This window comes from Streptomyces sp. NPDC056580 (assembly GCF_042793175.1).
In the GTDB taxonomy this organism is placed as follows: domain Bacteria; phylum Actinomycetota; class Actinomycetes; order Streptomycetales; family Streptomycetaceae; genus Streptomyces.
In genome coordinates this window covers 350,486-376,358 of the sequence record NZ_JBHTVE010000009.1, presented here as the reverse complement: position 1 = coordinate 376,358, position 25,873 = coordinate 350,486, and the positions used below count along the sequence as shown (strand labels likewise).

The following is a 25,873-nucleotide window of genomic DNA, read 5'->3' as shown; positions in this document are numbered from 1 at the left end:
CAGGAAGCGGACCCGCCCGTGCCGACGCGCCCCGCGTCCCATGGGGACGCGGGGCGCGGGGTGGTCCGGGTCAGGCGCTCAGCCGGGCGATGGCGTCCTCGACGGACAGCTCCTCGCGCTCGCCGGTCTTGCGGTCCTTGAGCTCCAGCACACCCTCGGCGGAGCGGCGGCCGGCCACCAGGATCTGCGGTACGCCGATCAGCTCGGCGTCGGTGAACTTCACGCCCGGGGAGACACCGGCCCGGTCGTCGACCAGGACGCGCAGCCCGGCCTCCCGCAGCCGCTCCGCGACGTCGAGCGCCAGCTCGGTCTGCACGGCCTTGCCGGCGGCGACGACGTGCACGTCGGCCGGGGCGACCTCCTTGGGCCAGACCAGGCCGTGCTCGTCGGCGTGCTGCTCGGCGAGGGCGGCCACCGCGCGGGAGACGCCGATGCCGTAGGAGCCCATGGTCACGCGGACCGGCTTGCCGTTCTGGCCGAGGACGTCCAGCTTGAGGGCGTCGGTGTACTTGCGGCCGAGCTGGAAGATGTGGCCGATCTCGATGGCGCGGTCCAGCTTCAGGCCGGTGCCGCACTTCGGGCAGGGGTCGCCGTCGCGCACCACCACGACGTCCACGTACTCGTCGACCTCGAAGTCACGGCCGGCGACGACGTTCCTGGCGTGGGTGTGCTCCTTGTTGGCGCCGGTGATCCAGGCGGTGCCGGGGGCCACGCGCGGGTCGGCGACGTACTTGACCTTGTCGCCCAGGCCCTGCGGGCCGACGTAGCCGCGCACCAGGTCGGGGCGGCCGGCGAAGTCCGCCTCGGTGACCATCTCGACGGCCGCCGGGGCGAAGTGCTCCTCCAGCTTGCCGAGGTCCACCTCGCGGTCACCGGGCACGCCGACGGCGACGATCTCGCCGTCCACCTTGACCAGGAGGTTCTTCAGCGTGGCCGAGGCCGGGACGCCGAGCGAGGCGGCGAGGGTCTCGATGGTGGGGGTGTCCGGGGTGGGGATCTCCTCGAGCGCGGGCACGTCCGAGGCGTCCACGGGCTTCAGCTCGTAGGTGATCGCCTCCGTGTTGGCGGCGAAGTCGCAGTTCGGGCAGTCCGCGAAGGTGTCCTCGCCGGCCTCGGCCGGGGCGAGGAACTCCTCGGACTTCGAGCCGCCCATGGCGCCGGCGGTGGCCGCGACGATGCGGTAGTCGAGGCCGAGCCGGTCGAAGATGCTCTGGTAGGCCTGGCGGTGCAGGGCATACGACTTCGCCAGGCCCTCGTCCTCGAGGTCGAAGGAGTACGAGTCCTTCATCAGGAACTCGCGGCCGCGCAGGATGCCGGCGCGGGGACGGGCCTCGTCGCGGAACTTGGACTGGATCTGGTAGAGGATCACCGGCAGGTCCTTGTAGGACGTGCACTGGTCCTTGACCAGCAGGGTGAAGATCTCCTCGTGGGTCGGGCCCAGGAGGTAGTCGCCACCCTTGCGGTCCTTGAGCCGGAACAGCTCCTGGCCGTACTCGTCCCAGCGGCCGGTCGCGTCGTAGGGCTCGCGCGGCAGCAGGGCGGGCAGGGAGACCTCCTGGCCGCCGATGGCGTCCATCTCCTCGCGGACGATCCGCTCCACGTTGGCGAGGACCTTCTTGCCGAGCGGCAGCCAGGACCAGATGCCGGCGGCGGTGCGGCGGACATAGCCGGCGCGGACGAGGAGCTTGTGGCTGAGGACCTCGGCGTCCGCCGGGTCGTCGCGCAGCGTCTTCACCATCAGCTGGGACATGCGCTGGACCGGTGCGTTCGCCATGGTTCTCGTACTCCTGCTGGATGGGGTCCCCCCGCTCGAGCGCGGCCGAGAGTGGGAGAGGGTTATGGAATAGGAGGTTAGCCGGGCGGGCTGTGCCGGTGGAAATCGGTTAACCGCGGCGCAGTGGCAGGGGGGCGCCCATCACGGCGTACGGCATGGCGGCGCTCGGGAAGTGCACCTGGCGGGCGAGGTCGACGTAGCCGAGGGAGTGGTAGAGGCCGCGGGCGGGGCTCTCGGTGTCGATCGCGGAGAGGATCGAGCGGGGTTCGGCCGCGCCGTCGGTGATGGTGGTGATCAGGCGGCGGCCGATGCCCCGGTTCTGGTGGTCGGGGTGGACGTGCAGCTCGGTGATGACGAAGGAGTCGTCCAGCCAGAAGTCGTTCCGTTGGGCGCGCAGGTAGGGCTCCACGACGGTGGACCACCAGTGGCCGCGCGAGTTGGGCATGCCGTAGACGAAGCCCACCAGGCGGCCCCGCGTGGTCGCCCCGAAGGCCCGGGCGCCCGGGTACTGCATGTGGCGCTGGACGATCTGGCGGCGCACGGCGACTTCCTCCGGGCCCAGTCCGAAGGCGACGGCTTGGACGGACAAGGCCTCGTCCACGTGGGCTGCGAGGTCCAAGGGGCCGATCACGAGGTCCATGCGGGGAGGGTACAGGGGCCTCAGAAGAGGATGCTCATGAAGGCTCCCACCTCTTGGAAGCCCACCCTGCGGTACGTGCGTCGCGCCGCCGTGTTGAAGTCGTTCACGTAGAGGCTGACCACGGGGGCCACGTCGGCCAGGGCGTAGCGCAGCACCGCCGCCATGCCGGGCGCGGCCAGGCCCCGGCCGCGGTACTCGGGGGCGACCCACACGCCCTGGATCTGGCAGGCCTGGGGGGTGGCCGCGCCGATCTCCGCCTTGAAGGCGACCTTGCCGTGTTCGTCGAGCCGGGCGAAGGACCGGCCGGAGCCGACCAGCTCGGCCACCCGCGCCTGGTACAGCAGCCCGCCGTCCCCGGCCAGCGGGGACACCCCGACCTCCTCGGTGAACATCGCCACGCACGCCGGCATGATCGTCTCCATCTCGTCCTTGCGGATGCGGCGGACGTAGGGATCCGGGGCGATGCGGTCGGGCATGCGGTCGGTGACCATCAGGGGCTGCTGGGCGCGGACCTCGCGGGCCGGACCCCAGTGGGGTTCGAGCAGGCGCCAGAGCTGGGCGGTGGGTTCGGCGGGCCCGACGATGGAGGAGCAGCGGCGGCCGGCTCTGCGGGCGCGGTCGGCGAAGGCGCGCACGGCGCGCGGAGTGGCGCAGATGGGGACCAGGTTGGCGCCGGCGTAGCACAGGGACGTGAGCATGCCGTCCTCGTACCAGCCCCACATCTCGCCGCCGAGCCGCCACGGGTCGAGGCCGGCGACCTGCACCCGGGAGGTCACGAAGGCGTTCGCGACCGGCTCGCGGTCGAGGACGGCGAGCGCGGCGTCAAGGTCGCTCGGTTCGAGCACCCGGGAGGTGGTCTGGGTCAACACGTGCGGGGCCTCACGCTGGGGTTCTGCTGATCTCCGCACTGTACCTGCGGATTCCGGGCAGCGCCGCCCCCGGTACCGGGCCGGGCTTCGGGGGGCGGACGGCGACACACCGCAGGAAAGTCGGAGGGTTCACGAGTAAAGGTAAAAATGTCATAAGAAGTCATTTTCCGGACACTGACGGGAACGTGATGGATGCGGCGCCGGGAGGTGCGGCGCCGGAACGCCAGACGGCCGTCCGGTACGACGACGAGGGCGTGAGGACATGAGCGGGGCTGACGCGAGCCGTGAGCCGGAACTCCCGCACGCGATCCTGCGCGACCTGGGCACCGGCGTCCTCGCCGGGCACATCACGTACGTCAACCCGTGGGCCGAGCAGCTTCTGGGCAGGGCGGCCGGCGACATGCTCGGCCATGACGCGCACGACCTGCTGCACCGCCGCCCCGACGGCAGCCAGGTCCCCCGCGAGCAGTGCCTGATGCGGACCCCGCTGCACGCCAACCGGTCCGTCGAGCAGGGCAGTGAGGAGTACTTCCTGCGCGCGGACGGCACGACCCTGCCGGTCATCTGGGCGACCACCCCGCTGCGGACGGCGGGCCGCAGGGCCGGGCTGGTGCTCGTGTTCAGCGACTTCAGCCTCCACCGGGAGGCCGAGCGGCGGGCGGCGGCCCGCACCGCCGCGCTGGAGGACCTGACGGCCCGGCTGAACCTGGTGTCGAAGATCTCGTCGGTGCTGATGTCGGCCCGCAACCCGACCGGCCAGATGCGCCGGCTGCTGCGGATGCTGGTCCCGGAGCTGGGCGAATGGGCCGCGGTGACGCTGCGCTCGGAGCGGACCGGGGCGCTGGAGCGGGTCGCCGTCCGCTGTCCCGGGCACCCGCACCGGGCGAAACGGCTGGAGGGGCCGCTGTCGCCCAGGGCCCGCCGGGCGGCGGCGCGGGCGGCGGGCGGTGAGGAGCCCGTGCTGCTGACCGCACAGGAGCTGCGGGACCCGGACGCCCCGCTGGCCGCCACCCACGGGCCGCTGTTCGAACGGCTCGGCGGTCACTCGGCCGTCGTCGTGCCGCTGCGCGCCCGCCGGCACCACTACGGGATGCTGACCGTCGGCCGGGCCGGGGCGTCCCCCGCGTTCACCGGCGCCGAGGTACGGCTGCTGGCCGACCTGGGCTGGCGCGTGGCGCTGGTGCTGGACAACGAGCGGCTCTACGAGGAGCAGCGCAACGTCGCCGCCACGATGCAGCGGCAGTTGCTGGCCCCGCTGCCCCAGGTCGACCACCTGCGGATGGCCGCGCGCTATCTGCCGGCGCAGCGGGCGATGGAGATCGGCGGCGACTGGTACGACGCCTTCCTGCTCGGCGACGGGGTGATGGCCCTGGTGATCGGGGACGTGGTGGGCCACGACCTGAAGGCCGCCGCCCACATGGCGGAGGTCCGCAACATGCTGCGGGGTCTGGCCTGGGTCGACCGCAAGCCGCCCAGCGTGATCATGCAGAGGCTCGACGAGGCGGTGACGAACACCAGCGACGCCCCGATGGCCACGGTGCTCTTCGCCCGGGTCGAGGGTCCCGAGGGCGGTCCCTGGCAGCTGCGCTGGGTGAACGCCGGGCATCCGCCGCCGCTGCTGGTGACCCGCGAGGGCGACGCACGGTTCCTGACCGGCGGGCACGGCCCGCTGATCGGCATGAGCGCCACCCTGCACCTGGGCCTGAGCTGGCCGGACGCCACCGAGAAGCTGCCTGCCGAGTGCACGCTGCTGCTCTACACCGACGGCCTCGTGGAGAGCCGGGAGCGGCCGATCGACCTGGGCATGGCCAAGCTGCGCCACCACGCCGCGGTGCTGGCCCGGCGGCTGGACGACGAGACCGTGGACGTCTTCTGCGACGAGCTGCTCAAACGCATAGGGCCCAGCGGTGACGACGTCGCCCTGCTGGCGCTGCGCCTGCCGGCCGCCGGCGCGGGCGCCCCCGGCGACCTCAGCGCCCCGCCCCCTCCCCAGTCCTCCGTCAGCCCGGCCGCCCCGAACCGCGCGGCCCCGGGCTCAGTGCAGGAGAACGCCCCGGTGGAGGACCCGACGCGGAGCGGCCGGCAGCAGTGAACAACGCCCTCCCGCGGCGAGGCCACCGCGGGAGGCGGCCGGCGGGGCACGCCGGGGAGCGGGACCCGGTCCGCGGGGCTGGGGAACCGCGGACGGCGGCGCGCACGCGGCGGCCGGCCGTCGCCGTTCACCTCACCGTCCGGCGGCATCGACGTTCCGGGGCAGGATCCGGCGCGGTGGGCGCGGACCCGGCGCGGCCGGCGCGTCCCCGACGGCCGGCGCGCCGCCGGCCGGCCCACGGGGGCCCGACGGCCCGGCGCCCCGCCATCACCCGCCGCCTCCGCGCCCCCCTGGACAGCCGGACGCCCCGCACCGGGCCCGCCTGAGGACTCGTCCGCGGGACGCTCCGGTGCGGGCCCCGGTACGGGGCGTACGGCGTGTGTGCGTGGACCCGGCCGCTCGGCCGCCCGGTCCGGGCGGGGTTCAGCCCGCCACCGAGACCTCGGGCTCGCCGGAGGCGACGCCGTCGGCCTCCATGGCCTCGGCGAGCTTCATGGCCTCCTCGATGAGGGTCTCAACGATCTTCGACTCGGGAACGGTCTTGATGACCTCGCCCTTGACGAAGATCTGGCCCTTGCCGTTGCCGGAGGCGACGCCCAGGTCCGCCTCGCGGGCCTCGCCCGGGCCGTTGACGACGCAGCCCATGACGGCGACGCGCAGCGGGACCTCCATGCCGGTGAGGCCGGCGGTGACCTCCTCGGCGAGCTTGTAGACGTCGACCTGGGCGCGGCCGCAGGACGGGCAGGAGACGATCTCCAGGCCGCGCTGCTTGAGGTTGAGCGACTCCAGGATCTGGATGCCGACCTTGACCTCCTCGGCGGGCGGGGCCGAGAGGGAGACGCGGATGGTGTCGCCGATGCCCTGGGAGAGCAGGGCGCCGAAGGCGACGGCCGACTTGATGGTGCCCTGGAAGGCGGGGCCGGCCTCGGTCACGCCGAGGTGGAGCGGGTAGTCGCAGGCCTCGGCGAGCTGGCGGTAGGCCTCGATCATGACGACCGGGTCGTTGTGCTTGACCGAGATCTTGATCTCGCGGAAGTCGTGCTCCTCGAAGAGGGACGCCTCCCACAGCGCGGACTCGACCAGCGCCTCCGGGGTCGCCTTGCCGTACTTCTGCAGCAGCCGCCGGTCCAGGGAGCCCGCGTTGACGCCGATCCGGATCGGGGTGCCGTGGTCCTTGGCGGCCCGCGCGATCTCCTTGACCTTGTCGTCGAACTGCTTGATGTTGCCGGGGTTGACACGGACGGCGGCACAGCCGGCCTCGATGGCGGCGAAGACGTACTTGGGCTGGAAGTGGATGTCCGCGATGACCGGGATCTGCGACTTGCGCGCGATGGTCGCGAGGGCGTCCGCGTCGTCCTGCGTGGGACAGGCGACACGGACGATCTGGCAGCCGGACGCGGTCAGCTCGGCGATCTGCTGCAGGGTGGCGCCGATGTCCGACGTGCGGGTCGTCGTCATCGACTGCACCGATACGGGCGCGTCTCCACCGACCGCCACGGTTCCGACCTGGATCTGCCGGCTCTTCCGGCGCTCGGCGAGCTTGGTCGGAACGGACGGCATGCCGAGAGAAATCGCAGTCATCTGCTGTGCAACCCCAAGTCGTGGATCAACATCCGGTCCCGTGATCGGCGGGCTCCAGGCTTCGAGATTACGGCACCGGTACGGGCGCGGGCACATCCCACCCGGCAATCCCACTCGATGGAAGGCGGCCCCGGGCCACCCCGCTCCCGGCCGTGCCGGAGCGGGGCACCCCCATGCTCGGGGCCGCTTCCCAATGCCCGGTGACTAAGAGATTTTCACCGGGTTAACGACGTCGGCGATCAGCACGAGGATCGTGAAGCAGACGAAGATCCCCGCCACCACGTACGCCACCGGCATCAGCTTCGCCACGTCGAACGGGCCCGGGTCCGGGCGGCGCAGCACCCGGGCCACGCCGCGCCGCAGCGACTCCCACAGGGCGCCCGCGATGTGCCCGCCGTCGAGCGGGAGCAGCGGGAGCATGTTGAACAGGAACAGGGAGAGGTTGAACCCGGCGACCACGAACACGGCCATGGCCAGCTGCTGCGAGGCCGGGATGTCCAGCGTGGCGATCTCACCGGTGACCCGGGCCGCGCCGACGATGCCCATCGGGGAGTCGGGTTCGCGCGGGCCGTCGCCGAAGGCCGCGTTCCACAGCGCGGGGATCTTGCCGGGCAGGGCGACGAGCGAGTCGACGGCGTCGCCGACACGGTCGGTCATCCACGTCACGGACTGGCCGAAATCCTGCCTGACGACGCCGGTGGCGGAGCTGAAGCCGAGGAAGCCCGCCTTGACGTACTGGCCCTGGACGTAGGTGCCGCTGGAGTCCTTCTTGGCGACCTGGTTCGTGGCGATCTTCGCGTGCAGGGTCACGTCCTGGCCCTTGCGGTCGACGACGATCGCGACCTCCTTGCCCGCGCTGTCCCGGATGAGGTCGGACAGCGTGCTCCACTCCTTGGTCGGCGTGCCGTCGAAGGAGACGATCCGGTCGCCGTTGCGCATGCCGGCGGCCGCCGCCGGGGAGGGGGGGTCGGACTTCTTGCAGGTGTCGCGGTTCTCGCTCTGCGCGATGACGCAGGGCGAGACGGAGGCGACGGTGGTGGTCTGCTGCTGGATGCCGAAGCCCATGAGCACGGTGAGGAACAGCGCGACCGCGAGCACCAGGTTCATGAACGGGCCCGCGAACATGACGATGACGCGCTTCCACGGCTTGCGCGTGTAGAACATGCGCGTCTCGTCGCCCTCCTTCAGCTCCTCGAAGGCGGCGGAGCGGGCGTCCTCGATCATGCCGCGCCACGGGGAGGTGGAGCGGGCGGAGACCCGGCCGGCGTCGTCGGGCGGGAACATGCCGATCATGCGGATGTAGCCGCCGAGCGGGATGGCCTTGATGCCGTACTCCGTCTCGCCCTTCCTGCGCGACCAGATGGTCGGGCCGAATCCGACCATGTACTGCGGGACGCGGATGCCGAAGAGCTTGGCCGTGGACAGGTGACCCAGCTCGTGCCACGCGATGGAGACGAGCAGGCCGACCGCGAAGACCACTATGCCGAGGATGAACATCAAGGTCGTCATGCACGCGCCTCCGCGGTCCGGTCTGTCAGTTCGCGGGCCCGGGCGCGGGCCCAGGTCTCCGCTTCGAGGACGTCCGACACGGTGAGCGGAGTTCCCGCGGCCGGGGTGCCGTGCTCCTCGACCACCCGGGTGACGGTCTCCATGATCCCGTTGAAGGGCAGCGCGCCGCTGCGGAAGGCCTCGACGCATTCCTCGTTGGCGGCATTGAACACCGCCGGGGCCGTGCCCGCGAGCCGCCCCACGTGCCGGGCCAGGTCGACCGAGGGGAAGGCGTCGTCGTCGAGCGGGAAGAACTCCCAGGTGGAGGCCTTGCTCCAGTCGAAGGCGGGCGCCGCGTCCGGGACGCGTTCGGGCCAGCCCAGACCTATGGCGATGGGCCCGCGCATGTCGGGCGGCGTCGCCTGGGCGATCGTGGATCCGTCGGTGAACTCGACCATCGAGTGGACATACGACTGCGGGTGCACGACGACCTCGATGCGGTCGAAGGGAATGTCGTAGAGCAGGTGCGCCTCGATGACCTCGAGGCCCTTGTTGACCAGGGTCGCGGAGTTGATCGTGATCACCGGGCCCATCGCCCAGGTGGGGTGGGCGAGGGCGTCCTCGACGGTGACGTCCGCCAGCTCGGCCCTGGTGCGGCCGCGGAAGGGTCCGCCGGAGGCGGTGACGACCAGCTTGCGCACGTCGGCCCGGGTGCCGGCGGCGAGGGCCTGGAAGAGGGCCGCGTGCTCGGAGTCGACGGGGATGATCTGGCCGGGCTTGGCCAGCGCCTTGACCAGCGGGCCGCCGACGATCAGCGACTCCTTGTTGGCGAGCGCGAGCGTGCGGCCCGCCTCCAGGGCGGCCAGGGTGGGCGCGAGGCCGATGGATCCGGTGATGCCGTTCAGCACGGTGTGGCAGTCGGAGGCGGCGATCTGGGTGGCCGCGTCCGGTCCGGCGAGGATCTCGGGCAGCGGCTCGGAGGCGCCGTAGAGCCCGGTCAGCGCCTCGCGCAGGGCCGGCACGGCGTCCTGCCGGGCGACCGCGACGGTCCGCGCCCCCAGGCGGTGCGCCTGCTCGGCGAGCAGGGCCGGGCGGCCGCCGTTCGCGGCCAGGGCGGTGACCCGGAAGCGGTCGGGGTGGCGCAGCACGAGGTCGATGGCCTGGGTTCCGATGGACCCGGTGGAGCCGAGGATCACCACGTCCTTCGGGCCGTCTCCCGCGAGGGGGTCGTACACGAGATGCGGGTCGGCGAGGGGCGCGGGGCTGGCGGGACTGTCGGTCATCCCCCCATTGTCGCCGCAAGCCGCCGCCGTCCGGACCGGGTGTCCCGAAGGCGGGGCGCACCACCCGTTTTTGTCGCCGAACGGGGTGATTGCCCTTGTATCCGATGATGTGAGGCCTACGTCAGGAACATCCGCGCACCGACGTCAACCGCGTGCCTTCGATTACCGCCGGACCGGGTGAATTCCCGGGCACCGGGCGCTCGCGCATGGCATTCTGCCCGCTGGAGCCACGTCCGCAGGGGCTCACAGGGGGAGGAGAGACACCACGATGAACCGCATGCGCACGACCGCGACCGTCCTGGCCGCGGCGGGGGTCTTCACCGCCGCTCAGCTCGGTCTGGGCGGTACCGCGTCGGCCGCGACGGCGACGAGCAGCGGCTGCCCGGTCGACCTGGTCTACCCGAGCCGCTTCTACGTCGACTCGCACGGCTGGGTGACGAACGGCGGTCTGTACTTCGGGATCAAGAACAAGAGCACGACCAAGAACTTCACCAAGGTCACGTTCACCGTCACCAATGTCCGCAACATCCGCTTCGGCACGGCCAAGGCGAAGGGCGGCAAGGTCACCAAGAACACGACCAAGACCGTGTCCGTGTACACCACGACGCTCAAGAAGAAGACCAGCCTCGGCGTGAAGGTGCCCACGCACCTGCTCAACACCCGTTCCTACAAGGTGAAGTTCACCCTGAAGGGCACGGGCTGGAACTGCGCCTCGAACCAGGGCACCTGGGGCGTCTGAGCCCAGGCGCCCGGTCCGGGACGGGATGTTCAGGCGCCGAAGGGGCGCCGCTCGTTGGTCCGTGCGGACGGTCCGGGGGTCGCGTCGGCGATCCACGGGCCGTCCCCGGACGGGTCGATGACGCCCTCCTCGAGCCAGGTGTAGGCCCCGCCGAGGACTCCCTTGACCACCTTGCCGTCGATGTCGTCGGTGTTGGCCCACAGCCGGCCGAAGAGTTCCTCGACCCTGATGCGGGACTGCCGGCAGAAGGCGTCGGCCAGCTGGTAGGCCTCGCGGCCGTGCTCGCCCTCGCCGCGCAGCCGCTCGGCGCGGACGCAGGCCGCGCTCATCGCGAACAGTTCGGCGCCGATGTCCACGATCCGGCCGAGGAAGCCCTGCTTGGTCTCCATCCGGCCCTGCCAGCGGGACATGGCGTAGAAGGTGGAGCGGGCCAGCTTGCGGGCGTGCCGCTCGACGTAGCGCAGATGGCCGGAGAGGTCGACCTCCCGCTTGAACTCGCCGTACGAAGAGGGCAGCTGCCCGGGTCCGGCGACCAGCTTCGGCAGCCACTTGGCGTAGAAGACGCCCGCGTTGGCGCCCGCCTTCGCCTTGTCCGAGAGGGTCTTGTCGGGGTCGATGAGGTCACCGGCGACCGACAGGTGGGCGTCCACGGCCTCGCGGGCGATCAGCAGGTGCATGATCTCCGTGGAGCCCTCGAAGATCCGGTTGATGCGCAGGTCGCGCAGCATCTGCTCGGCGGGTACGGCCCGCTCGCCGCGCGCCTTCAGGGACTCCGCGGTCTCGTAGCCGCGGCCGCCGCGGATCTGGACCAGTTCGTCGGCCATCAGCCAGGCCATCTCGGAGCCGTAGAGCTTGGCGAGGGCGGCCTCGATGCGGATGTCGTTGCGGTCCTCGTCGGCCATCTGCGAGGACAGGTCGAGCACCGCCTCCAGGGCGAAGGTGGTGGCCGCGATGAAACTGATCTTGGAGCCGACGGCCTCGTGCAGCGCGACCGGCTTGCCCCACTGCTCCCGCTCCGCCGCCCACTCCCGGGCGATCTTCAGGCACCACTTGCCGGCGCCGGCGCACATCGCGGGCAGCGACAGCCGGCCGGTGTTGAGAGTGGTGAGCGCGATCTTCAGGCCCGCGCCCTCCGGGCCGATGCGGTTGGCGGCGGGCACCCGGACCTGGTGGAAGCGGGTGACGCCGTTCTCGATGCCGCGCAGCCCCATGAAGGCGTTGCGGTTCTCGACGGTGATGCCCTCGGCGGTGGCCTCCACCACGAAGGCCGTGATCCCGCCCTTGTGCCCCTCGGACTTCGGCACCCGTGCCATGACGACGAGCAGGTCGGCGACGACGCCGTTGGTGGTCCACAGCTTGACGCCGTCGAGGACGTAGTGGTCGCCGTCGGGCACGGCGGTGGTGGCCAGGCGTGCGGGGTCGGAGCCCACGTCCGGCTCGGTGAGCAGGAACGCGGAGATGTCGGTGCGGGCGCAGCGGGGCAGGAAGGCGTCCTTCTGCTCCTGGGTGCCGAACATCTTCAGCGGCTGCGGCACGCCGATCGACTGGTGGGCGGAGAGCAGGGCGCCGATCGCCGGGCTGGCGGAGCCGGCCAGGGCCAGCGCCTTGTTGTAGTAGAGCTGGGTGAGGCCGAGCCCGCCGTACTTCGGGTCGATCTTCATGCCGAGGGCGCCGAGTTCCTTCAGGCCCGTGATGACCTCGTCGGGAATGCGGGCCTCGCGCTCGATGCGGGCGGAGTCGACGGTCGACTCGCAGAAGGCGCGCAGTTTCGCCAGGAACTCCTCGCCCCGCCGCACGGACTCGGCGTCGGGGAGCGGATGGGGGTGGATGAGGTCGAGCCGGAAGCGCCCGAGGAACAGTTCCTTGGCGAAACTCGGCTTGTGCCAGTCCTGTTCCCGGGCGGCCTCCGCCACCTGGCGGGCCTCGCGTTCGGTGACGGTGGTGCGTTGGGTGGTGGGGGCGGACATTGAGGCTCACCTCGCCGCGAAGAGGGATCATTGGGGGTCGTTCATTACCGACCGGTGCTACTGGATCGTTGGTACCCGAATCGGGCCGGTCCCACCACCCCTCGCGCGCCGTTCGGGTGGAACCGACGCGGCGGGGTGGTGACGGGGAGGTGCGCCGGTTCGCCGCGGCGCCTCATGCCGTCGGGTATCGCTGTCGAAGCGCTTCGACAGCTTAGGGACATCCCACTGCCGCTGGGGTTACTGTCGAACCACCCCTCACTCGCCCTTGTCAGCAATGCGCCCTGTCGAAGCGCTCCAAGAAGCTCGGAGAGCCGGATGGTCACCCTCGCCGAGGTCGCCCGGCACGCCGGAGTCTCGGCGAGCACGGTGAGCTATGTCCTCAGCGGCAAGCGGTCCATCTCCGCCACCACCCGGGAACGGGTCGAGCGGAGCATCCGGGAGCTGGGCTATCACCCGAACGCGGGCGCCCGCGCGCTGGCGAGCGCCCGGTCGAACATCATTGCGCTGATGATCCCGCCGCGAACCGACCTGTACGTGCCGGTGATGATGGAGATCGCCGTCGCGGTGGCCACCACGGCCCGGGCCCACGGGTACGACGTCCTGCTGCTCACCGGCGAGGAGGGTCCCGACGCGGTGCGCCGGGTCACCGGCAGCGGGCTCGCCGACGCGATGATCCTGATGGACGTGGAGCCGGAGGACGAGCGGCTGCCGCTGCTGCGCGGCTCGTACCGGCCGTCCGTGCTGATCGGTCTGCCCGCCGAGGCCGGCGGGCTGACCTGCGTCGACCTGGACTGGACGGCGACGGGCGCGCTGTGCGTGGAGCACCTGGCCGGGCTCGGCCACCGCGACATCGCTGTCGTCGGCGAGGCCCCGGCCGTGTACGAGCGGCACACCGGCTTCGCGGAGCGCACCCTCGACGGGCTCCGCGCCCGGGCCCGGCGGACCGGCGTCCGGGTGCTTCACCGGCCGTGCGAGGGCGGGTACGACGCGATGGCCGCGACGCTGGCCCGGATCCTGGACGAGCGGCCCGGGACCACCGGGTTCGTCGTGCGGAACGAGTCCGCGGTGGAGCCGCTGCTCACGCTGCTGCGCCGGCGGGGCCGGGCGGTGCCCGAGGACGTGTCCGTGGTCGCGATCTGCCCGGACCAGGTCGCCGTGCAGGCCTCGGTGCGGCTGACCTCGGTCGCCATCCCCGCGCAGGAGATGGGCCGGCACGCCGTGGAGCACCTGATGGCCAAGCTGGCCGGGCGGGGCGACGACCAGGTCGTGCTGATCGCGCCCGAGCTGACGGTACGGGCGAGCACGGGGCCGGCCCCCGCCGTGTCCTGACGCGTCCCCTTCCCTTCCCGCCCTCGGCCCCGCACATCCGGGCTGTGCCGTCCGGCCACCTCCGGTCCGACGGGGGCGAGTTCGCGCCCCCGGGCGCGCGGTCTCCCGGTAGGTGCGGCCCTGTTCGCCGGCGTGGGAGACCATCCCGGAGTGGAACTCCTCCGCGCCGTGCTGGGACTGGGGCCACCGGAAGCAGCAGACCGCGTGGGCGCCCCGGGCGACCGCCTGGAAGGACCACAGCCGGTTGAGTCCGCGCGGCTTGGGGTGGTTGACCCCGAGCCGGTTGACCGCTCCGCGACCAACACCGGCGACCGGACCGCAGACGAGGTCGCCCAGCTCTACGCCCGCGCCGTCGACCCGTCGGCGCCCAGGCCCCGCCGCGCGCTGCTCGCCCACCGCCGGGTGACGCCGGCCCCCGGCGAGCGGGCCGGCCTGGACTTCGAGGTCCCCCTGTCCTCCTTGGAGTTCTGGGACGTGGCCCGGGGCGCCTGGCGGCTGGAGCAGGGCCTGTACGAGCTGCTGCTCGGCGCGTCCAGCGAGGACTTCCGGCTGCGCACGCGGGTCACCCTGGCCGGCGAGTCCCCGGCGCCCCGGGCGGTGACCGAACGGGGCCTGGAGGGCGCTGACTTCGACGGGCACTCCGGCATCGCGATCGTGGACCGGGCGAGGACGGCGGGCGACTCGGTGACTCCCGCCGCGGCCGGGGCGCCTGTGAACTGCTCTACCGAGCATGTGACTTCGCGGAGGGTGTGACCGTGGTGAGCGCCCGGCTGGCGGGCGAGGGCGTCCTGGAGGTCTCCCTGGACGGCGGCCCGCCGCTCACCAGGCTCGCCCTCGCCGGTCCGACGCCCGATGCCTGCACCTACGTCGCCGTGGACGCGCCGTTCGCCGCCGCGGGCGTGCACGACGTCCGTCTCGGACTGCGCGGGCCCCTGCGGCTCGCGCATGTGGGCTTCTCCGGCTGAGGGTCCGGAGACAGCCCGCCACCACAAGGGCCCCGGCTCCGACAGGCAGCGGGGCCGGGGCCCTTCGTGGTTCCTGCCCCGACGAGCGAGGCCGCGTACCCGGGCAGCACGCCGGAGTCGTCGGTCTCCGCGGCCGGGATCGACCCCCCGTCACATGACGGGAGTCAGAACTTCGTGAAGCTCTCGATCGGCTCCAGTACGGTGACCGTCACTTCCACATCCAGCGGGTCACCCCAGTCGGTGTGCAGAAGGAACTCCACGCCGCCCGTCTCTCCGTTGTCGCCGCCGTGCGGGCCGACGTTGGTGACGTAGACGTTGGCGGCGCCGAGCAACGGCCGGCCCTGCGTCTGGAACGGACCCGGGAACTCCATTCCCTCATGGGGCAGGAACTGCGCCGCGGTGACGACCACCGCCGAGTCCTTGCTCATGACACCGAGGCCGTCGCCGATGTTCAGGTTCTTGCGGGCAGTGCCTTTTTCATTCCTGTAGAGGAAACGGAACGAGCGAGCCATGACAGCTGCCTCCTCGTAGGTTTTCTCGTGGGCAGCCCCTGAACCCAGTAGACCTCTTCCGCAACCCGTCCGCACCCCGGCACGCTCGTCCCCGTCGGCCGGCACGGTCACCGGCCGCGGCCCAACCGCCTTGCCAGAAACGGCCGGAGCCCCCGCACAGTGGGCTCCGGCCGTCTCCGCGACCTGTTGGTGTCAGGTCAGAGCGCGAGCCCGGTGAGGACCAGCACGCGCTCGTATGTGTAGTCGTCCATGGCGGACCTGACGCCCTCACGGCCCACGCCGGACAGCTTGGCGCCGCCGTACGGCATCTGGTCGGCACGGTAGGACGGCACGTCGCCGATCACGACACCGCCGACCTCGAGGGCACGGTGGGCTCGGAAGGCGGCCTGCAGGTCGTGTGTGAACACGCCTGCCTGGAGGCCGTACTTGGAGTCGTTGACGGCGGCGAAGGCCTCGGCCTCGCCGTCCACCTTCCGCACGGTGAGGACCGGTCCGAAGACCTCCTCGCAGGCGATCGTGGTGTCGGCGGGCACCTCGGTGAGGACGGTCGGCGCGTAGGAGGCGCCGTCGCGCTCGCCACCGGTGAGGAGCTTCGCCCCGGCGGCGACGGCCTCGTCCACCCAGGACTCGACGCGCTTGGCGGCGTCCTCGCTGACCAGCGGGCCGACGTCGGTCCTGGCGTCGCTCGGGTCACCGGTGACCTGTGCCTCGACGGCGGCGACGATGCGCGGCAGCAGACGGTCGTACACGGCGGCGTCCGCGATGACCCGCTGCACCGAGATGCAGGACTGTCCGCCCTGGTAGTTGGAGAAGGTCGCGATGCGGGCCGCGGCCCGGTCCAGGTCCTCGTCGCTCGCGAAGTCGCCGAGCACGACGGCCGCGCCGTTGCCGCCGAGCTCCAGGGTGCAGTGCTTGCGCGGCACCGAGTCCATGATCGCGTAGCCGACCTTCTCCGAACCGGTGAAGGAGATGACCGGCAGGCGCTCGTCCTGGACCAGGGCGGGCATACGGTCGTTGGAGACCGGGAGGATGGACCAGGAACCGGCCGGCAGCTCGGTCTCGGCGAGCAGGTCGCCGAGGATGAGGCCGGACAGCGGGGTGGCCGGGGCGGGCTTGAGGATGATCGGGGCGCCGGCGGCGATGGCCGGGGCGACCTTGTGCGCGCACAGGTTCAGCGGGAAGTTGAACGGCGCGATGCCGAGGACGACGCCCTTCGGGAAGCGGCGGGTCAGCCCCAGCCGGCCCTGGCCGCCGGCGTCGGTGTCCAGGCGCTGGGCCTCGCCGCCGTTGAACCGGCGGGCCTCCTCGGCGGCGAACCGGAAGACGGAGACGGCACGGCCGACCTCGCCCCGGGCCCACTTGATCGGCTTGCCGTTCTCCGCGGAGATCAGCTGGGCGATCTCCTCGGTGCGCTCGGCCAGCCGCCGGCTGACGTGGTCGAGGGCGGCGGCCCGCACGTGGGCGGGGGTGGCGGCGAAGTCCTCGCGGACGGCGTACGCGGCGGCCACGGCCTCCTCGACCTGGGCCTCGGTCGGCACGCTGACCTTGCCGACGAGACGGCCGTCCCACGGGGAGGTGACGTCGAAGGTGTCCTCGCCGGTGGCCTGGCGGCCGGCGAGCCAGAAGGCGTGGGTGGAAGTCATGTGAGTCGTCCCGGCCCTTCCGCGTTGTGGGTGTGCGTTCGGTTCGTGGTCAACGGTAGGGCGGCGGCGGGCGGGGGTCGCTTGTCCGAGTCGTAGCAGTCGGGGGGCGGGGTGCGCCGGTTTGGCGCGGTGGGCGCCGCGGCGGCCTCCGTGGACACCGCGGGGACCGCTCACCCCGACGGCCCGGTCATTCCGGCGAGGTCGCCTTCAGGGCCAGCCACAGCTCCATGCGGACGTCCGGGTCGTCCAGGCTGCGGCCGAGGATCTCCTCGACCCGTCGCATCCGGTACCGCAGGGTGTGCCGGTGGACGCCCAGGTCCGCGGCCGCCGCGTCCCACTGGCCGTGCCTGGAAAGCCAGGCGCGCAGCGAGGCGACCAGGTCACCGCGGCCGGTCGCGTCGTGCTCGTGCAGGGCGCGCAGCAGGCCGTCCGCGAACGCCTTCACGGCGTCGTCGGCCAGCAGCGGCAGCACCGAGCCGGCGGCGAGCTGGTCGTGCTCGACGAGCACCCGTCCACGCCGCCGGGCGACCGAGAGCGCCTGCTCGGCCTGCTTGTACGCCGCGGCCGCCGCTATCGGCCCGGCCGGCGCCGAGAGGCCGACGACCAGGTCGTCCTGCTCCGCCGCCCCCTGCTCGGACCCGGCCCGCGCCCCCTCCAGCGCCGCCGCGTACCCGGTGCACGCGGTCACCGCCGCGCCGCCGTCGGCGACCAGCACCACCAGCCGCCCCCCGGACGGGACCACGAGCAGCGCCTCACCGGCGCGCGCGGCCGCGGCCTCGACCGTCTCCGCGAGTTCGCCCAGCGGGTCGGCGCCGGACGCCGATTCGGCGACGACCATCCGGAACGGCGCGTCGAGCAGCCCGCCGTACAGGTCCCCGGCGACCGCCCGGGCGTGGTCGGGCTCGCCGGCGAGCAGCATGCGCAGCACCGCGGCGCCGATCCGCTGTTCGGCCGCGTGCAGCGAGCGGGAGCGTTCGGTGGTGAGCGTGAGCAGGGCGATCGCGGAGTGCAGGGCGTAGCGCTCGGCGGTGCCCAGCGCGGCCGCCGTCCCCACGGCGAGCGCGGCCCGCGGACGCTTGCCCGTCCCCAGCGAGTGCAGCTCCACCCGGTCCTCGTTCTCCGGGCCGCCCACCACCGAGGACGCCGGAGCGGGTCGTTCCCGCAGTCGCTCCACCTCGGCGGTGAGCCGGGCGGCGCGGCGGCCGGCCCACTCGGGCGCCGCCGCGACCACGGCGCCCGAGGCGTCGTACAGGGCGGCCCAGCCGTCGATCTGCGCGGCGAGCGCGCCGAGCAGTCCCTCGGGGCCGGCGTTCAGCGCCTGCCGGGTCAGCTCGCGCTGGGCGGCGAAGCCGGCCGTGACGGCCCGGTACTGGTCGGCGGCGATCGCGGCGGACACGGCCTTGCTGATGGCGAGGAAGGGGGTGCGGCGGGGCACCTCCAGCAGCGGCAGCCCCTCCTCGGCGGCGGCGTCGACGAGGGCCCGGGGGATCTCCTCGTAGTTGACGCCGACCGCGAAGCCGAGTCCGACGACTCCCGCGCCGGCCAGCCGCCGCACGTAGCGCCGCATGGCCTGCGGGTCCTCCGCGTCCAGCTTGAGCGCGGTGATGAGCAGCAGCTCGCCGCCCTCCATGTAGGGCACGGGGTCGGCCAGCTCGCTGACGTGCGCCCACCGGACGGGCACGTCGAGGCGGTCCTCGCCCGCGCGCACGGTCAGTCTGAGCGCGGTGTGATGGACGAGCGAGGCGAGGGTCGGGGGCATGGGGCCTTCAGGTCGTGGTGAACCGGTCGGTCGGGGGTTCCGGTGCGGCCGGATCGGATCTTTTGGCCGCTGCGTATGAACAGCCTATGCCGATTCTGCCGCACCGTACGGTCCGCCGATGGCCGTCAGGCGCCACCTCACCGCCGCAGGTCCACCAGGAGCGGCGGAGCGTGCTCGCCCCGCACCGTGGTCAGCGACAGCACCGCGTGCCCGGGCGGCACCCCGTGCGCCAGCTCGGAGGCGGACCAGCGCTCGCGTTCCACCTGGCGGACGGTGACGGCCCGGGCGGTGGGCGCCTGCCCGGTGATGACCCGGCGCAGCATGTGCACGGCCTTCCCGGCCGGCGTCTCGGCGATGATCTGCCGGTCGGTGACGTCCCGGGTCTCGGTCCACTCCTTGCCCCACACCTCGGCGAAGTCCTGCCCGTCCCAGGGGGTGAGCCCGGACAGCGCCATCCGGCATCCGGCGGAGCCGAGCAGCGGGCCGCGCAGCGGCCGGGGCACGTCGTCCAGGGTGCGCAGCGTCAGCACGGCGCCGGCGCCCGCCGACCGCAGCCGCTGGATGCCGCGGACCGCCTCGGGGGTGACCACGCCGGAGGCGTCGTCCAGCAGCAGACAGGCGAAGAGCGACCGGTCCTCCCGCGCCGTCACGCTCGCCGTGAACTGGGCGAGCACCAGCCGGGCCAGGATCCGGGAGGCGTCCGCGTGGCCGCGCTGCGGCAGGTCGATGCGGACCCGCACCGGGTGGTCGAGGGCCTTCAGCGAGAACGGCCGGGACTGCCCGGAGGTGTCGAAGAAGGGGGCGAAGGCGGGCCGGTCGAGCAGCGCGACCCGGTCGGCGAGCACCGCGCCCACATCTCCGGGATGGGCCATCTGCCGTTCGCGCGCGTCCAGTTCCCGGATCAGCGAGGCCTGCCCGGTGTCGGTGAGCGCCTTGCGGAGGGCGGCCAGCGGGCCGGGGGTGCCGTCGAGGAGCTGGCGCAGCTCGGGTACGGAGGGGAAGCGTCCGTGGACGGCCCGGAAGGGCCCGAGGAGCTGGGCGAGGACGGTGGTGGAGCGGCGGCTGTCGCTGCCGGGGTGCGGGTCGGCGAGGTCGCCGACGAGGGCCTCGGCGAGTATGGCGGCGGCCTCGTCCGGGTCGGTGGTGCCGCCGTACAGGTCGAGGTCGTAGACGGAGTCGGGGTGCCCGATCCGCACGACCACGTCGTACGACTCGGCCGGCCCGAGTCCGGCGCCCGCCGCGCCCACGACCACGAGCGCGGCCTGTCCGGCGAGCGCGTGCAGGCACAGCGACTCGGCGAGCGGCCGGACCAGGGAGGCGGTCTTGCCCGAGCCGGCCGGGCCGACGGCGAGCAGGGAGGTGGCGAGCAGCTCGGGTCCGAGGGCGAGTCCGGCGCCCCGGTAGTGGTAGGGGTTGCGCGGGTCGTCGGCCGTGGTGCCGAGCCGTACCTGACCGGTGAGCAGGTCGTGCCGGGCCTGCCGGGCGGGCAGGTCGCGCTCGCCCGAGGGGTGCGGGCAGGCGGCGGCGCCGTCCTTCAGCACGGCGCCGGTGAAGGCGGCGAGGCTGTGCGCGCCGGACCGTACGCCCTGCCAGGCCCGGCTGATCCGGGCGTGGTCGACGTCCCGCATCAGCCCGGCCCGCGCCTCGGCGGCCAGCCGGGCGGCGGCCTCGTGCGCACCGGAGGCACGCAGTTGCGGCCATTCGGCGGGGTCCTGCTCGGGCGCGGGCGGCGGTTCGGCGGCGGGGGCGGCCGGGCGCCAGGCGGGCGGGCCGTAGCGCCGCCAGACCTCGCCCCAGCGGCCGAGCCGGCCGACGACGAACATGATGGCGAGGGCGATGAGCGTGTAGTACGAGTACCAGAGGACGGCGTTGCCGACGCGGCTGTTGCCCTGGCGCCAGGAGTCCGGGGTGAACAGCTCCAGCGGCAGCACCCACCAGCCGCCCAGGTAGCCGTTCCACAGCAGGGACCACACCAGCCAGCCCACCAGGAACGCGATCAGCGCACCGCTCAGGAGCTGCCGGGCCGGGATCAACTCGGGTTCCTGCTCGGGCCGCGGCCGGTGCCCGAACCGCCACACGCCGGGCGCCGCCTGCGGCCGCGGCGCCCGCAGCCAGGCGAGGAAGGCCGAGCCGTCCGGGCGCGGCGGCGCGCCGGGGGGCGCCGGGGGCATGGGCGGTACGACGGCGCCCTCGGGGGGCACCGCCGGGCGCGGCACAGGATTCGCATGCGTGCCGCGCGCGTCCCGCGTCCCGTCGCTGTCCATGGCCCTTTCCCCCTGACCTGCCGTTCCGTCCACCGTCAGCGAGCCAATCTAACGCCCCGGGAACGGGAGTTCACCGCTTACGCGGCCGGGCGGACGGCCGGACCCGGCACATCCGTCACCCGCTGCTATGTCCACCGCGGACAACGCGCCGGCCCGACCGTGCCCACATGGAGCATGCCCACCCGCCTTCGACGGCCCTAACCTGCGAAGAAAGAGACATGCGTCCAAAAACGCGCCGTCCGGTACCCCCCGGGAACACCCGGTACGCAAGATCACAGGGAGCCCCCATGACCGCACTTCCGCAGGAGCGCCGCGTCGCCACCGCCATCCCCGGCCCGAAGTCGCAGGAGCTGCAGGCCCGCCGCACCGCCGTGGTCGCGCAGGGCGTGGGCTCCACGCTGCCGGTCTTCGTCACCCGCGCCGGCGGCGGCATCATCGAGGACGTCGACGGCAACCGCCTGATCGACTTCGGCTCCGGCATCGCCGTGACCTCGGTCGGCGCCTCCGCCGAGGCCGTCGTGCGCCGCGCGAGCGCCCAGCTCGCCGACTTCACGCACACCTGTTTCATGGTCACCCCGTACGAGGGCTACGTGGCGGTCGCCGAGGCGCTCGCCGAGCTGACCCCGGGTGACCACGCCAAGAAGTCGGCGCTGTTCAACTCCGGCGCCGAGGCCGTCGAGAACGCCGTCAAGATCGCGCGCGCCTACACCAAGCGGCAGGCGGTCGTCGTGTTCGACCACGGCTACCACGGCCGCACCAACCTGACCATGGCGCTGACCGCGAAGAACATGCCGTACAAGCACGGCTTCGGCCCGTTCGCCCCCGAGGTCTACCGCGTCCCGGTCGCCTACGGCTACCGCTGGCCGACCGGCCCGGAGAACGCCGGTCCGGAGGCCGCCAAGCAGGCCATCGACCAGATCACCAAGCAGGTCGGCTCGGACAACGTGGCCGCGATCATCATCGAGCCGGTGCTCGGCGAGGGCGGCTTCATCGAGCCGGCCAAGGGCTTCCTGCCCGCGATCCGTCAGTTCGCCGCCGACAACGGCATCGTGTTCGTCGCGGACGAGATCCAGTCCGGCTTCTGCCGCACCGGCCAGTGGTTCGCGTGCGAGGACGAGGGCATCGTCCCGGACCTGATCACGACCGCCAAGGGCATCGCCGGCGGCCTGCCGCTGGCCGCCGTCACCGGCCGCGCCGAGATCATGGACGCCGCGCACGCGGGCGGCCTCGGCGGCACCTACGGCGGCAACCCGGTGGCCTGCGCCGGTGCGCTCGGCGCCATCGAGACGATGAAGGAGCTGGACCTCAACGCCAAGGCGAAGAACATCGAGGGGATCATGAAGTCCCGCCTCGGCGCCATGGCCGAGAAGTTCGACATCATCGGCGACGTGCGCGGCCGCGGGGCGATGATCGCCATCGAGCTGGTCAAGGACCGCGGCACCAAGGAGCCGAACCCGGAGGCCACCGCGGCGGTCGCCAAGGCCTGCCACGCCGAGGGCCTGCTGGTCCTCTCCTGCGGCACCTACGGCAACGTGCTGCGCTTCCTGCCTCCGCTGGTGATCGGCGAGGACCTGCTGAACGAGGGCCTCGACATCATCGAGCAGGCCTTCTCGCGCATCTGAGCGACCTGGTCGCACCCTGAACAGCTGCTGCGGCAGGCCGTGTGAAGAAGGTGTGCGAGGTGGATGGCGGGACGCGATTGCGTCTGCCCAAGCGCCCCGGCCTGCCGTAGGTTCTACCCAGATGAGAGATACACCCCGCCCACAGGGGACTGTGGGCGACTTCAGGCCGGGGCCTCCCCAGCTTCGACCTGGTCGTGCCCTCGCGCACACAACCGGGGCCTGACGGCTCCGGGATCTCCTCACCGATCGGACGGTCGCCGCCCCAAACCCCCCGGGGCGAGCGACGTTCCGGTCCGGACGGCCGCCCCGGAACCACCCCCCCCTGTTCCTGGGCGGCCGGCCTCCTTCCCGGCCGAAACCTGCCAGTCTGTCCCTCATGGCTGTGCTCCTGGGTCTGTGCCTCCTCCTTCTCCTGCTCTTCGCGGTGATCACCTGGCAGGTGGTCGCGGGTGGTCCGCTGACGCGTGTGGACGAACGGGTCAGCCAGACCCTCGTCCACCCGGACCGGTTCTCCGCGGCCCTCGCCGACCTCGGGAACGTCGAGGTGGCGGTCCCCGTGCTGCTCCTGGCCGTCGGGTACGCGGCCTGGCGCGGGCGCGCCTCGGGCGCGCGGCGGTGGTGGCTGCGGCCGGCCGCGGCGGCGTTCCTGATGGCGCTGGTCCCGGTGATCGTCGTCCCGCTGAAGGAGTGGACCGCCCGCCCGGGCACACCCGTGGTGTCCCCGGGCACCGGCTACTTCCCGTCCGGCCACACGGCGACGGCGGCGATCGCGTACGGCTCCACGGCCCTGCTGCTCATGCCCTGGCTCCGCTCCCCCGCCGCCCGCCGGGTCCTCGCCGGCGGCTGCGCGGCCCTCGTCCTCGGCGTCTCCTTCGGTCTGGTCCGCCGGGGCTGGCACTGGCCGCTGGACGTGGTGGCCAGTTGGTGCCTGAGCACCGTGCTGCTGACCACCCTGTTCCTCGTGACCCGCGTCCCGCTCAGCCGAAGTACGCGTCGAAGCTCTTCTGGAACTCCCAGTTCGCGTAGCGGTCCCAGTTCACCGACCACGTCATCAGACCCCGCAGGGCGGGCCAGGTCCCGTGGGTCGCGTACGAGCCGCAGTTCGTCCTCTTCGTCAGGCAGTCCAGGGTCTTGGTGACCTCGGCCGGGGCCACGTAGCCGTTGCCCGCGTTGGTCGACGCGGGCATGCCGATGGCGACCTGGTCGGGGCGCAGGGGCGGGAAGACGTTGTTCGCGTCGCCCGCGACCGGGAATCCGGTGAGCAGCATGTCGGTCATGGCGATGTGGAAGTCGGCGCCGCCCATGGAGTGGTACTGGTTGTCCAGGCCCATGATCGGGCCGGAGTTGTAGTCCTGGACGTGGAGCAGGGTGAGGTCGTCGCGCAGGGCGTGGATGACCGGGAGGTAGGCCCCGCAGCGCGGGTCCTGCCCGCCCCACTTGCCGGTGCCGTAGTACTGGTAGCCGTTCTGCACGAAGAAGGTCTCCGGCGCCATGGTCAGCACGAACTTGGAGCCGTACTTGGCCTTCAGCGTCTTCAGGGCCGAGATCAGGTTGACGATCACCGGGGTGGTGGGGTTCTTGAAGTCCGTGTCGCCGGTGTTCAGGGACAGCGAGTGGCCCTCGAAGTCGATGTCGAGGCCGTCCAGGCCGTAGTCGTCGATGATCTTCGAGACCGAGGCGACGAAGGTGTCCCGCGCGGCCGCCGTGGTGAGCTGGACCTGGCCGTTCTGGCCGCCGATGGAGATCAGCACCTTCTTGCCGGCGGCCTGCTTGGCCTTCACGGCCGCCTTGAAGTCCGCGTCGCTCTCCACGTTCGGGCACTCGGTGACCGGACAGCGGTTGAACCGGATGTCGCCGGAGGTCACCGAGGTCGGCTCGCCGAAGGCGAGGTCGATGACGTCCCAGCTGTCGGGCACGTCGGCGAGGCGGGTGTAGCCGGAGCCGTTGGCGAAGGTGGTGTGGAGGTAGCCGACCAGCGCGTGGGCGGGCAGGCCGGGTGAGCCGCCGCCGGTGCCGGCCGGGGTCGTCGCGGTCACGACGGCCGACTTCGCGGACTCCCCGGCGTCGTTGCTCGCGGTGACCTGGAAGCCGTACGCCGTCGAGGGCGCGAGGCCGGTGACGGTGGCCGAGGTGCCGCTCGCCGTCTGCACCCTGACCCCGTCGCGGTAGACCGCGTAGCCGGTGGCGCCGGTCACCGCCGACCAGGACAGGGCGACGGAGGACGAGGTGACCGTGCCGGTCTTCAGGCCGGTGGGTGCGGCGGGCGGCTGCTGGGTGCTCCCGCCCGGGCCGGTCAGCGAGATGTCGTCGGCCTGGTAGGCGCCAGTGCCGTACCAGCCGTGCGTGTAGATCGTGACCTTCGTGGTGGCGGCGCCGGTGGTGAAGGTGGTGGTCAGCTTCTGCCAGTCGGCTGCGGACTGGGTCCAGGTGGAGACGTCGGTGGTGCCGGTGCCGCTCGCGCCCAGGTAGACGTAGGAGCCGCGGACGTAACCGCTCAGCGTGTACTGCGCGCTGGGCCGCACGGTCACCGTCTGCGCGCACTGGGCGTTGTCGCTGCCGGCCGGGGTGGCCTGCAGCGCGGCGGCGCCGCTGTGCACGGGTGAGGTGACCGTCGTCCCGGCCGTGCAGGTCCAGCCGTCCAGGCCGGACTCGAAGCCGCCGTTCTTCGCGAGGTCCGCGTCGGCCGCCCGGGCGGCGGCCGACGAGAGCGCGGTGATGCCGGGCACGGCCAGCAGCGCGGCGGTGAACAGGGCGAGGAGGGATCTGGGGCGTCGGTCGCGTCTGGCGCGGTCCACAAGGGCCTCCGGGGGCAGGGGAGTTGGAGGGGTGGAGCGCACTCAACTTGGTCCAGACCAATGCCGTTGTCAAGATGCCGGGCCGCCGTCCGTGCCCCTCCCGCCCCGGGCCGGCTCCGCCGCCGCCTCGTGCATCGCCAGTTCCAGCAGCGCGGGATCGGTCAGCGTCCCCGAGCCGTCCGGCGGCACCAGCCAGCGCACGGTCCGGGTCGCCCGGCCCGGGTACGGGACGACGATCCAGGTGCCGGCTCCGGCGGTGCGGATCCCGGTGCCCAGCCAGCGGGCCGCCGTGCCGGGCGGCACCAGGAAGCCGACCCGGCTGTCGCCGAAGTCGACGAGCACCGGGCCCGGCCGGTCCAGCACCCGGGTGAGCACGTCGAGCGTGGGATACCCCAGCTCCCCCGGCAGGATCAGCACGTCCCACAACCGGCCGGCCGGCAGCAGCGTGACGCCGAGCGGATTGCGCTCCCACGCCCGGCGGCAGGCCTCGGGATCCGGCGCGACCGCCACCAGCCACTCGACCGCCGTCCTGGCCGCACTCATCAAGAAGA

Annotated in this window: 17 protein-coding genes and 3 pseudogenes; 6 read left to right on the top strand and 14 right to left on the bottom strand. The window is 72.7% G+C overall.

Going from position 1 to position 25,873, the window contains the following annotated elements; translation table 11 throughout:
- Positions 1 to 70: 70 nt before the first annotated feature.
- The 3 genes from ACFQ9Z_RS22435 to ACFQ9Z_RS22425 all read right to left on the bottom strand — a co-directional run bounded on the left by ACFQ9Z_RS22435 (position 71) and on the right by ACFQ9Z_RS22425 (position 3,283).
- Positions 71 to 1,774 (bottom strand): proline--tRNA ligase, encoded by a 1,704-nt coding sequence (locus ACFQ9Z_RS22435; protein ID WP_383021164.1) that lies wholly within the window; start codon positions 1,772 to 1,774, stop codon positions 71 to 73.
- A gap of 109 nt (positions 1,775 to 1,883) precedes the next feature.
- Positions 1,884 to 2,414, bottom strand: coding sequence for a GNAT family N-acetyltransferase (locus ACFQ9Z_RS22430; RefSeq protein ID WP_383021159.1), 531 nt, complete (start codon positions 2,412 to 2,414; stop codon positions 1,884 to 1,886).
- Between the two features lie 20 nt (positions 2,415 to 2,434).
- Positions 2,435 to 3,283 (bottom strand): GNAT family N-acetyltransferase, encoded by an 849-nt coding sequence (locus ACFQ9Z_RS22425; RefSeq protein WP_383021155.1) that lies wholly within the window; start codon positions 3,281 to 3,283, stop codon positions 2,435 to 2,437.
- Between the two features lie 262 nt (positions 3,284 to 3,545).
- On the opposite strand from ACFQ9Z_RS22425, the gene ACFQ9Z_RS22420 reads away from it, so the two are divergent.
- Positions 3,546 to 5,375: a SpoIIE family protein phosphatase gene (locus ACFQ9Z_RS22420; protein WP_383021151.1), complete on the top strand. Its 1,830-nt coding sequence runs from the start codon at positions 3,546 to 3,548 to the stop codon at positions 5,373 to 5,375.
- Positions 5,376 to 5,798: 423 nt separating this feature from the next.
- Here ACFQ9Z_RS22420 and ispG read toward each other — a convergent pair whose 3' ends face one another.
- The 3 genes from ispG to dxr form a co-directional block, all read right to left on the bottom strand.
- Complete coding sequence (gene ispG, locus ACFQ9Z_RS22415; protein ID WP_383021147.1) at positions 5,799 to 6,956, bottom strand: flavodoxin-dependent (E)-4-hydroxy-3-methylbut-2-enyl-diphosphate synthase; 1,158 nt, start codon at positions 6,954 to 6,956, stop codon at positions 5,799 to 5,801.
- Positions 6,957 to 7,160: 204 nt separating this feature from the next.
- Positions 7,161 to 8,465, bottom strand: coding sequence for a M50 family metallopeptidase (locus ACFQ9Z_RS22410; protein WP_383021142.1), 1,305 nt, complete (start codon positions 8,463 to 8,465; stop codon positions 7,161 to 7,163).
- Positions 8,462 to 9,727, bottom strand: a complete 1,266-nt coding sequence (gene dxr / locus ACFQ9Z_RS22405) for a 1-deoxy-D-xylulose-5-phosphate reductoisomerase (RefSeq protein WP_383021139.1) — start codon at positions 9,725 to 9,727, stop codon at positions 8,462 to 8,464. The genes ACFQ9Z_RS22410 and dxr overlap by 4 nt, the downstream gene beginning before the upstream one ends.
- A 277-nt stretch (positions 9,728 to 10,004) precedes the next feature.
- Here dxr and ACFQ9Z_RS22400 point away from each other — a divergent pair, with 277 nt between their 5' ends.
- Positions 10,005 to 10,466, top strand: a complete 462-nt coding sequence (locus tag ACFQ9Z_RS22400; RefSeq protein WP_383021134.1) for a hypothetical protein — start codon at positions 10,005 to 10,007, stop codon at positions 10,464 to 10,466.
- Between the two features lie 29 nt (positions 10,467 to 10,495).
- Here the strand turns inward: ACFQ9Z_RS22400 and ACFQ9Z_RS22395 are convergent, their stop codons facing one another.
- Positions 10,496 to 12,433 carry an acyl-CoA dehydrogenase family protein gene (locus ACFQ9Z_RS22395; RefSeq protein WP_383021131.1) on the bottom strand — a complete coding sequence of 646 codons (1,938 nt, stop codon included), beginning with the start codon at positions 12,431 to 12,433 and terminating at the stop codon, positions 10,496 to 10,498.
- A gap of 315 nt (positions 12,434 to 12,748) precedes the next feature.
- On the opposite strand from ACFQ9Z_RS22395, the gene ACFQ9Z_RS22390 reads away from it, so the two are divergent.
- On the top strand, positions 12,749 to 13,762 hold the full coding sequence (locus ACFQ9Z_RS22390) for a LacI family DNA-binding transcriptional regulator (protein WP_383021127.1): 1,014 nt from the start codon (positions 12,749 to 12,751) through the stop codon (positions 13,760 to 13,762).
- Between the two features lie 44 nt (positions 13,763 to 13,806).
- On the opposite strand, the pseudogene ACFQ9Z_RS22385 reads toward ACFQ9Z_RS22390, so the two are convergent.
- Positions 13,807 to 14,056, bottom strand: a pseudogene (locus ACFQ9Z_RS22385) (beta-galactosidase); the annotation flags it as partial.
- Here ACFQ9Z_RS22385 and ACFQ9Z_RS22380 point away from each other — a divergent pair.
- Positions 14,045 to 14,727, top strand: a pseudogene (locus ACFQ9Z_RS22380) (fibronectin type III-like domain-contianing protein); the annotation flags it as partial. The pseudogenes ACFQ9Z_RS22385 and ACFQ9Z_RS22380 sit on opposite strands and share 12 nt — an antisense overlap.
- 164 nt (positions 14,728 to 14,891) lie before the next feature.
- Here ACFQ9Z_RS22380 and ACFQ9Z_RS22375 read toward each other — a convergent pair.
- The 4 genes from ACFQ9Z_RS22375 to ACFQ9Z_RS22360 all read right to left on the bottom strand — a co-directional run bounded on the left by ACFQ9Z_RS22375 (position 14,892) and on the right by ACFQ9Z_RS22360 (position 20,905).
- Entirely contained in the window at positions 14,892 to 15,239 is a 348-nt protein-coding gene (locus ACFQ9Z_RS22375) for a hypothetical protein (protein ID WP_383021122.1), read from the bottom strand.
- 197 nt (positions 15,240 to 15,436) lie between these two features.
- A complete protein-coding gene (locus ACFQ9Z_RS22370; RefSeq protein ID WP_383021119.1) occupies positions 15,437 to 16,882 on the bottom strand; it encodes an aldehyde dehydrogenase family protein in 1,446 nt (481 codons plus the stop codon).
- Positions 16,883 to 17,069: 187 nt separating this feature from the next.
- On the bottom strand, positions 17,070 to 18,641 hold the full coding sequence (locus ACFQ9Z_RS22365) for a PucR family transcriptional regulator (RefSeq protein WP_383021114.1): 1,572 nt from the start codon (positions 18,639 to 18,641) through the stop codon (positions 17,070 to 17,072).
- Between the two features lie 137 nt (positions 18,642 to 18,778).
- Positions 18,779 to 20,905: an ATP-binding protein gene (locus tag ACFQ9Z_RS22360; protein WP_383021108.1), complete on the bottom strand. Its 2,127-nt coding sequence runs from the start codon at positions 20,903 to 20,905 to the stop codon at positions 18,779 to 18,781.
- 287 nt (positions 20,906 to 21,192) lie between these two features.
- Between ACFQ9Z_RS22360 and gabT the strand changes: the two genes are divergently transcribed.
- Together gabT and ACFQ9Z_RS22350 are read left to right on the top strand one after the other, a co-directional pair.
- Positions 21,193 to 22,527, top strand: coding sequence for a 4-aminobutyrate--2-oxoglutarate transaminase (gabT, locus tag ACFQ9Z_RS22355; RefSeq protein WP_383021103.1), 1,335 nt, complete (start codon positions 21,193 to 21,195; stop codon positions 22,525 to 22,527).
- 376 nt (positions 22,528 to 22,903) lie between these two features.
- Positions 22,904 to 23,431 (top strand): annotated as a pseudogene (locus ACFQ9Z_RS22350) (hypothetical protein); the annotation flags it as partial.
- A 73-nt stretch (positions 23,432 to 23,504) separates the two neighbouring features.
- Here ACFQ9Z_RS22350 and ACFQ9Z_RS22345 read toward each other — a convergent pair.
- Complete coding sequence (locus ACFQ9Z_RS22345) at positions 23,505 to 25,322, bottom strand: chitinase (protein WP_383021098.1); 1,818 nt, start codon at positions 25,320 to 25,322, stop codon at positions 23,505 to 23,507.
- A gap of 69 nt (positions 25,323 to 25,391) precedes the next feature.
- The gene (locus tag ACFQ9Z_RS22340; RefSeq protein WP_383021094.1) at positions 25,392 to 25,865 is read right to left on the bottom strand and encodes a hypothetical protein; all 474 of its coding nucleotides are present in this window, start codon (positions 25,863 to 25,865) and stop codon (positions 25,392 to 25,394) included.
- Positions 25,866 to 25,873 lie beyond the last annotated feature (8 nt).

Excerpts from the sequence above, each read along its gene's own strand:
- dxr (WP_383021139.1), bottom strand. The coding sequence starts at position 9,727 with ATGACCGACAGTCCCGCCAGCCCCGCGCCCCTCGCCGACCCGCATCTC.
- ACFQ9Z_RS22435 (WP_383021164.1), bottom strand. The coding sequence starts at position 1,774 with ATGGCGAACGCACCGGTCCAGCGCATGTCCCAGCTGATGGTGAAGACG.
- ACFQ9Z_RS22365 (WP_383021114.1), bottom strand. The coding sequence starts at position 18,641 with ATGCCCCCGACCCTCGCCTCGCTCGTCCATCACACCGCGCTCAGACTG.
- ACFQ9Z_RS22390 (WP_383021127.1), top strand. The coding sequence starts at position 12,749 with ATGGTCACCCTCGCCGAGGTCGCCCGGCACGCCGGAGTCTCGGCGAGC.
- ACFQ9Z_RS22340 (WP_383021094.1), bottom strand. The coding sequence starts at position 25,865 with ATGAGTGCGGCCAGGACGGCGGTCGAGTGGCTGGTGGCGGTCGCGCCG.
- ACFQ9Z_RS22370 (WP_383021119.1), bottom strand. The coding sequence starts at position 16,882 with ATGACTTCCACCCACGCCTTCTGGCTCGCCGGCCGCCAGGCCACCGGC.
- ACFQ9Z_RS22420 (WP_383021151.1), top strand. The coding sequence starts at position 3,546 with ATGAGCGGGGCTGACGCGAGCCGTGAGCCGGAACTCCCGCACGCGATC.
- gabT (WP_383021103.1), top strand. The coding sequence starts at position 21,193 with ATGACCGCACTTCCGCAGGAGCGCCGCGTCGCCACCGCCATCCCCGGC.
- ACFQ9Z_RS22395 (WP_383021131.1), bottom strand. The coding sequence starts at position 12,433 with ATGTCCGCCCCCACCACCCAACGCACCACCGTCACCGAACGCGAGGCC.
- ACFQ9Z_RS22400 (WP_383021134.1), top strand. The coding sequence starts at position 10,005 with ATGCGCACGACCGCGACCGTCCTGGCCGCGGCGGGGGTCTTCACCGCC.
- ACFQ9Z_RS22410 (WP_383021142.1), bottom strand. The coding sequence starts at position 8,465 with ATGACGACCTTGATGTTCATCCTCGGCATAGTGGTCTTCGCGGTCGGC.
- ispG (WP_383021147.1), bottom strand. The coding sequence starts at position 6,956 with ATGACTGCGATTTCTCTCGGCATGCCGTCCGTTCCGACCAAGCTCGCC.
- ACFQ9Z_RS22360 (WP_383021108.1), bottom strand. The coding sequence starts at position 20,905 with ATGGACAGCGACGGGACGCGGGACGCGCGCGGCACGCATGCGAATCCT.
- ACFQ9Z_RS22430 (WP_383021159.1), bottom strand. The coding sequence starts at position 2,414 with ATGGACCTCGTGATCGGCCCCTTGGACCTCGCAGCCCACGTGGACGAG.
- ACFQ9Z_RS22375 (WP_383021122.1), bottom strand. The coding sequence starts at position 15,239 with ATGGCTCGCTCGTTCCGTTTCCTCTACAGGAATGAAAAAGGCACTGCC.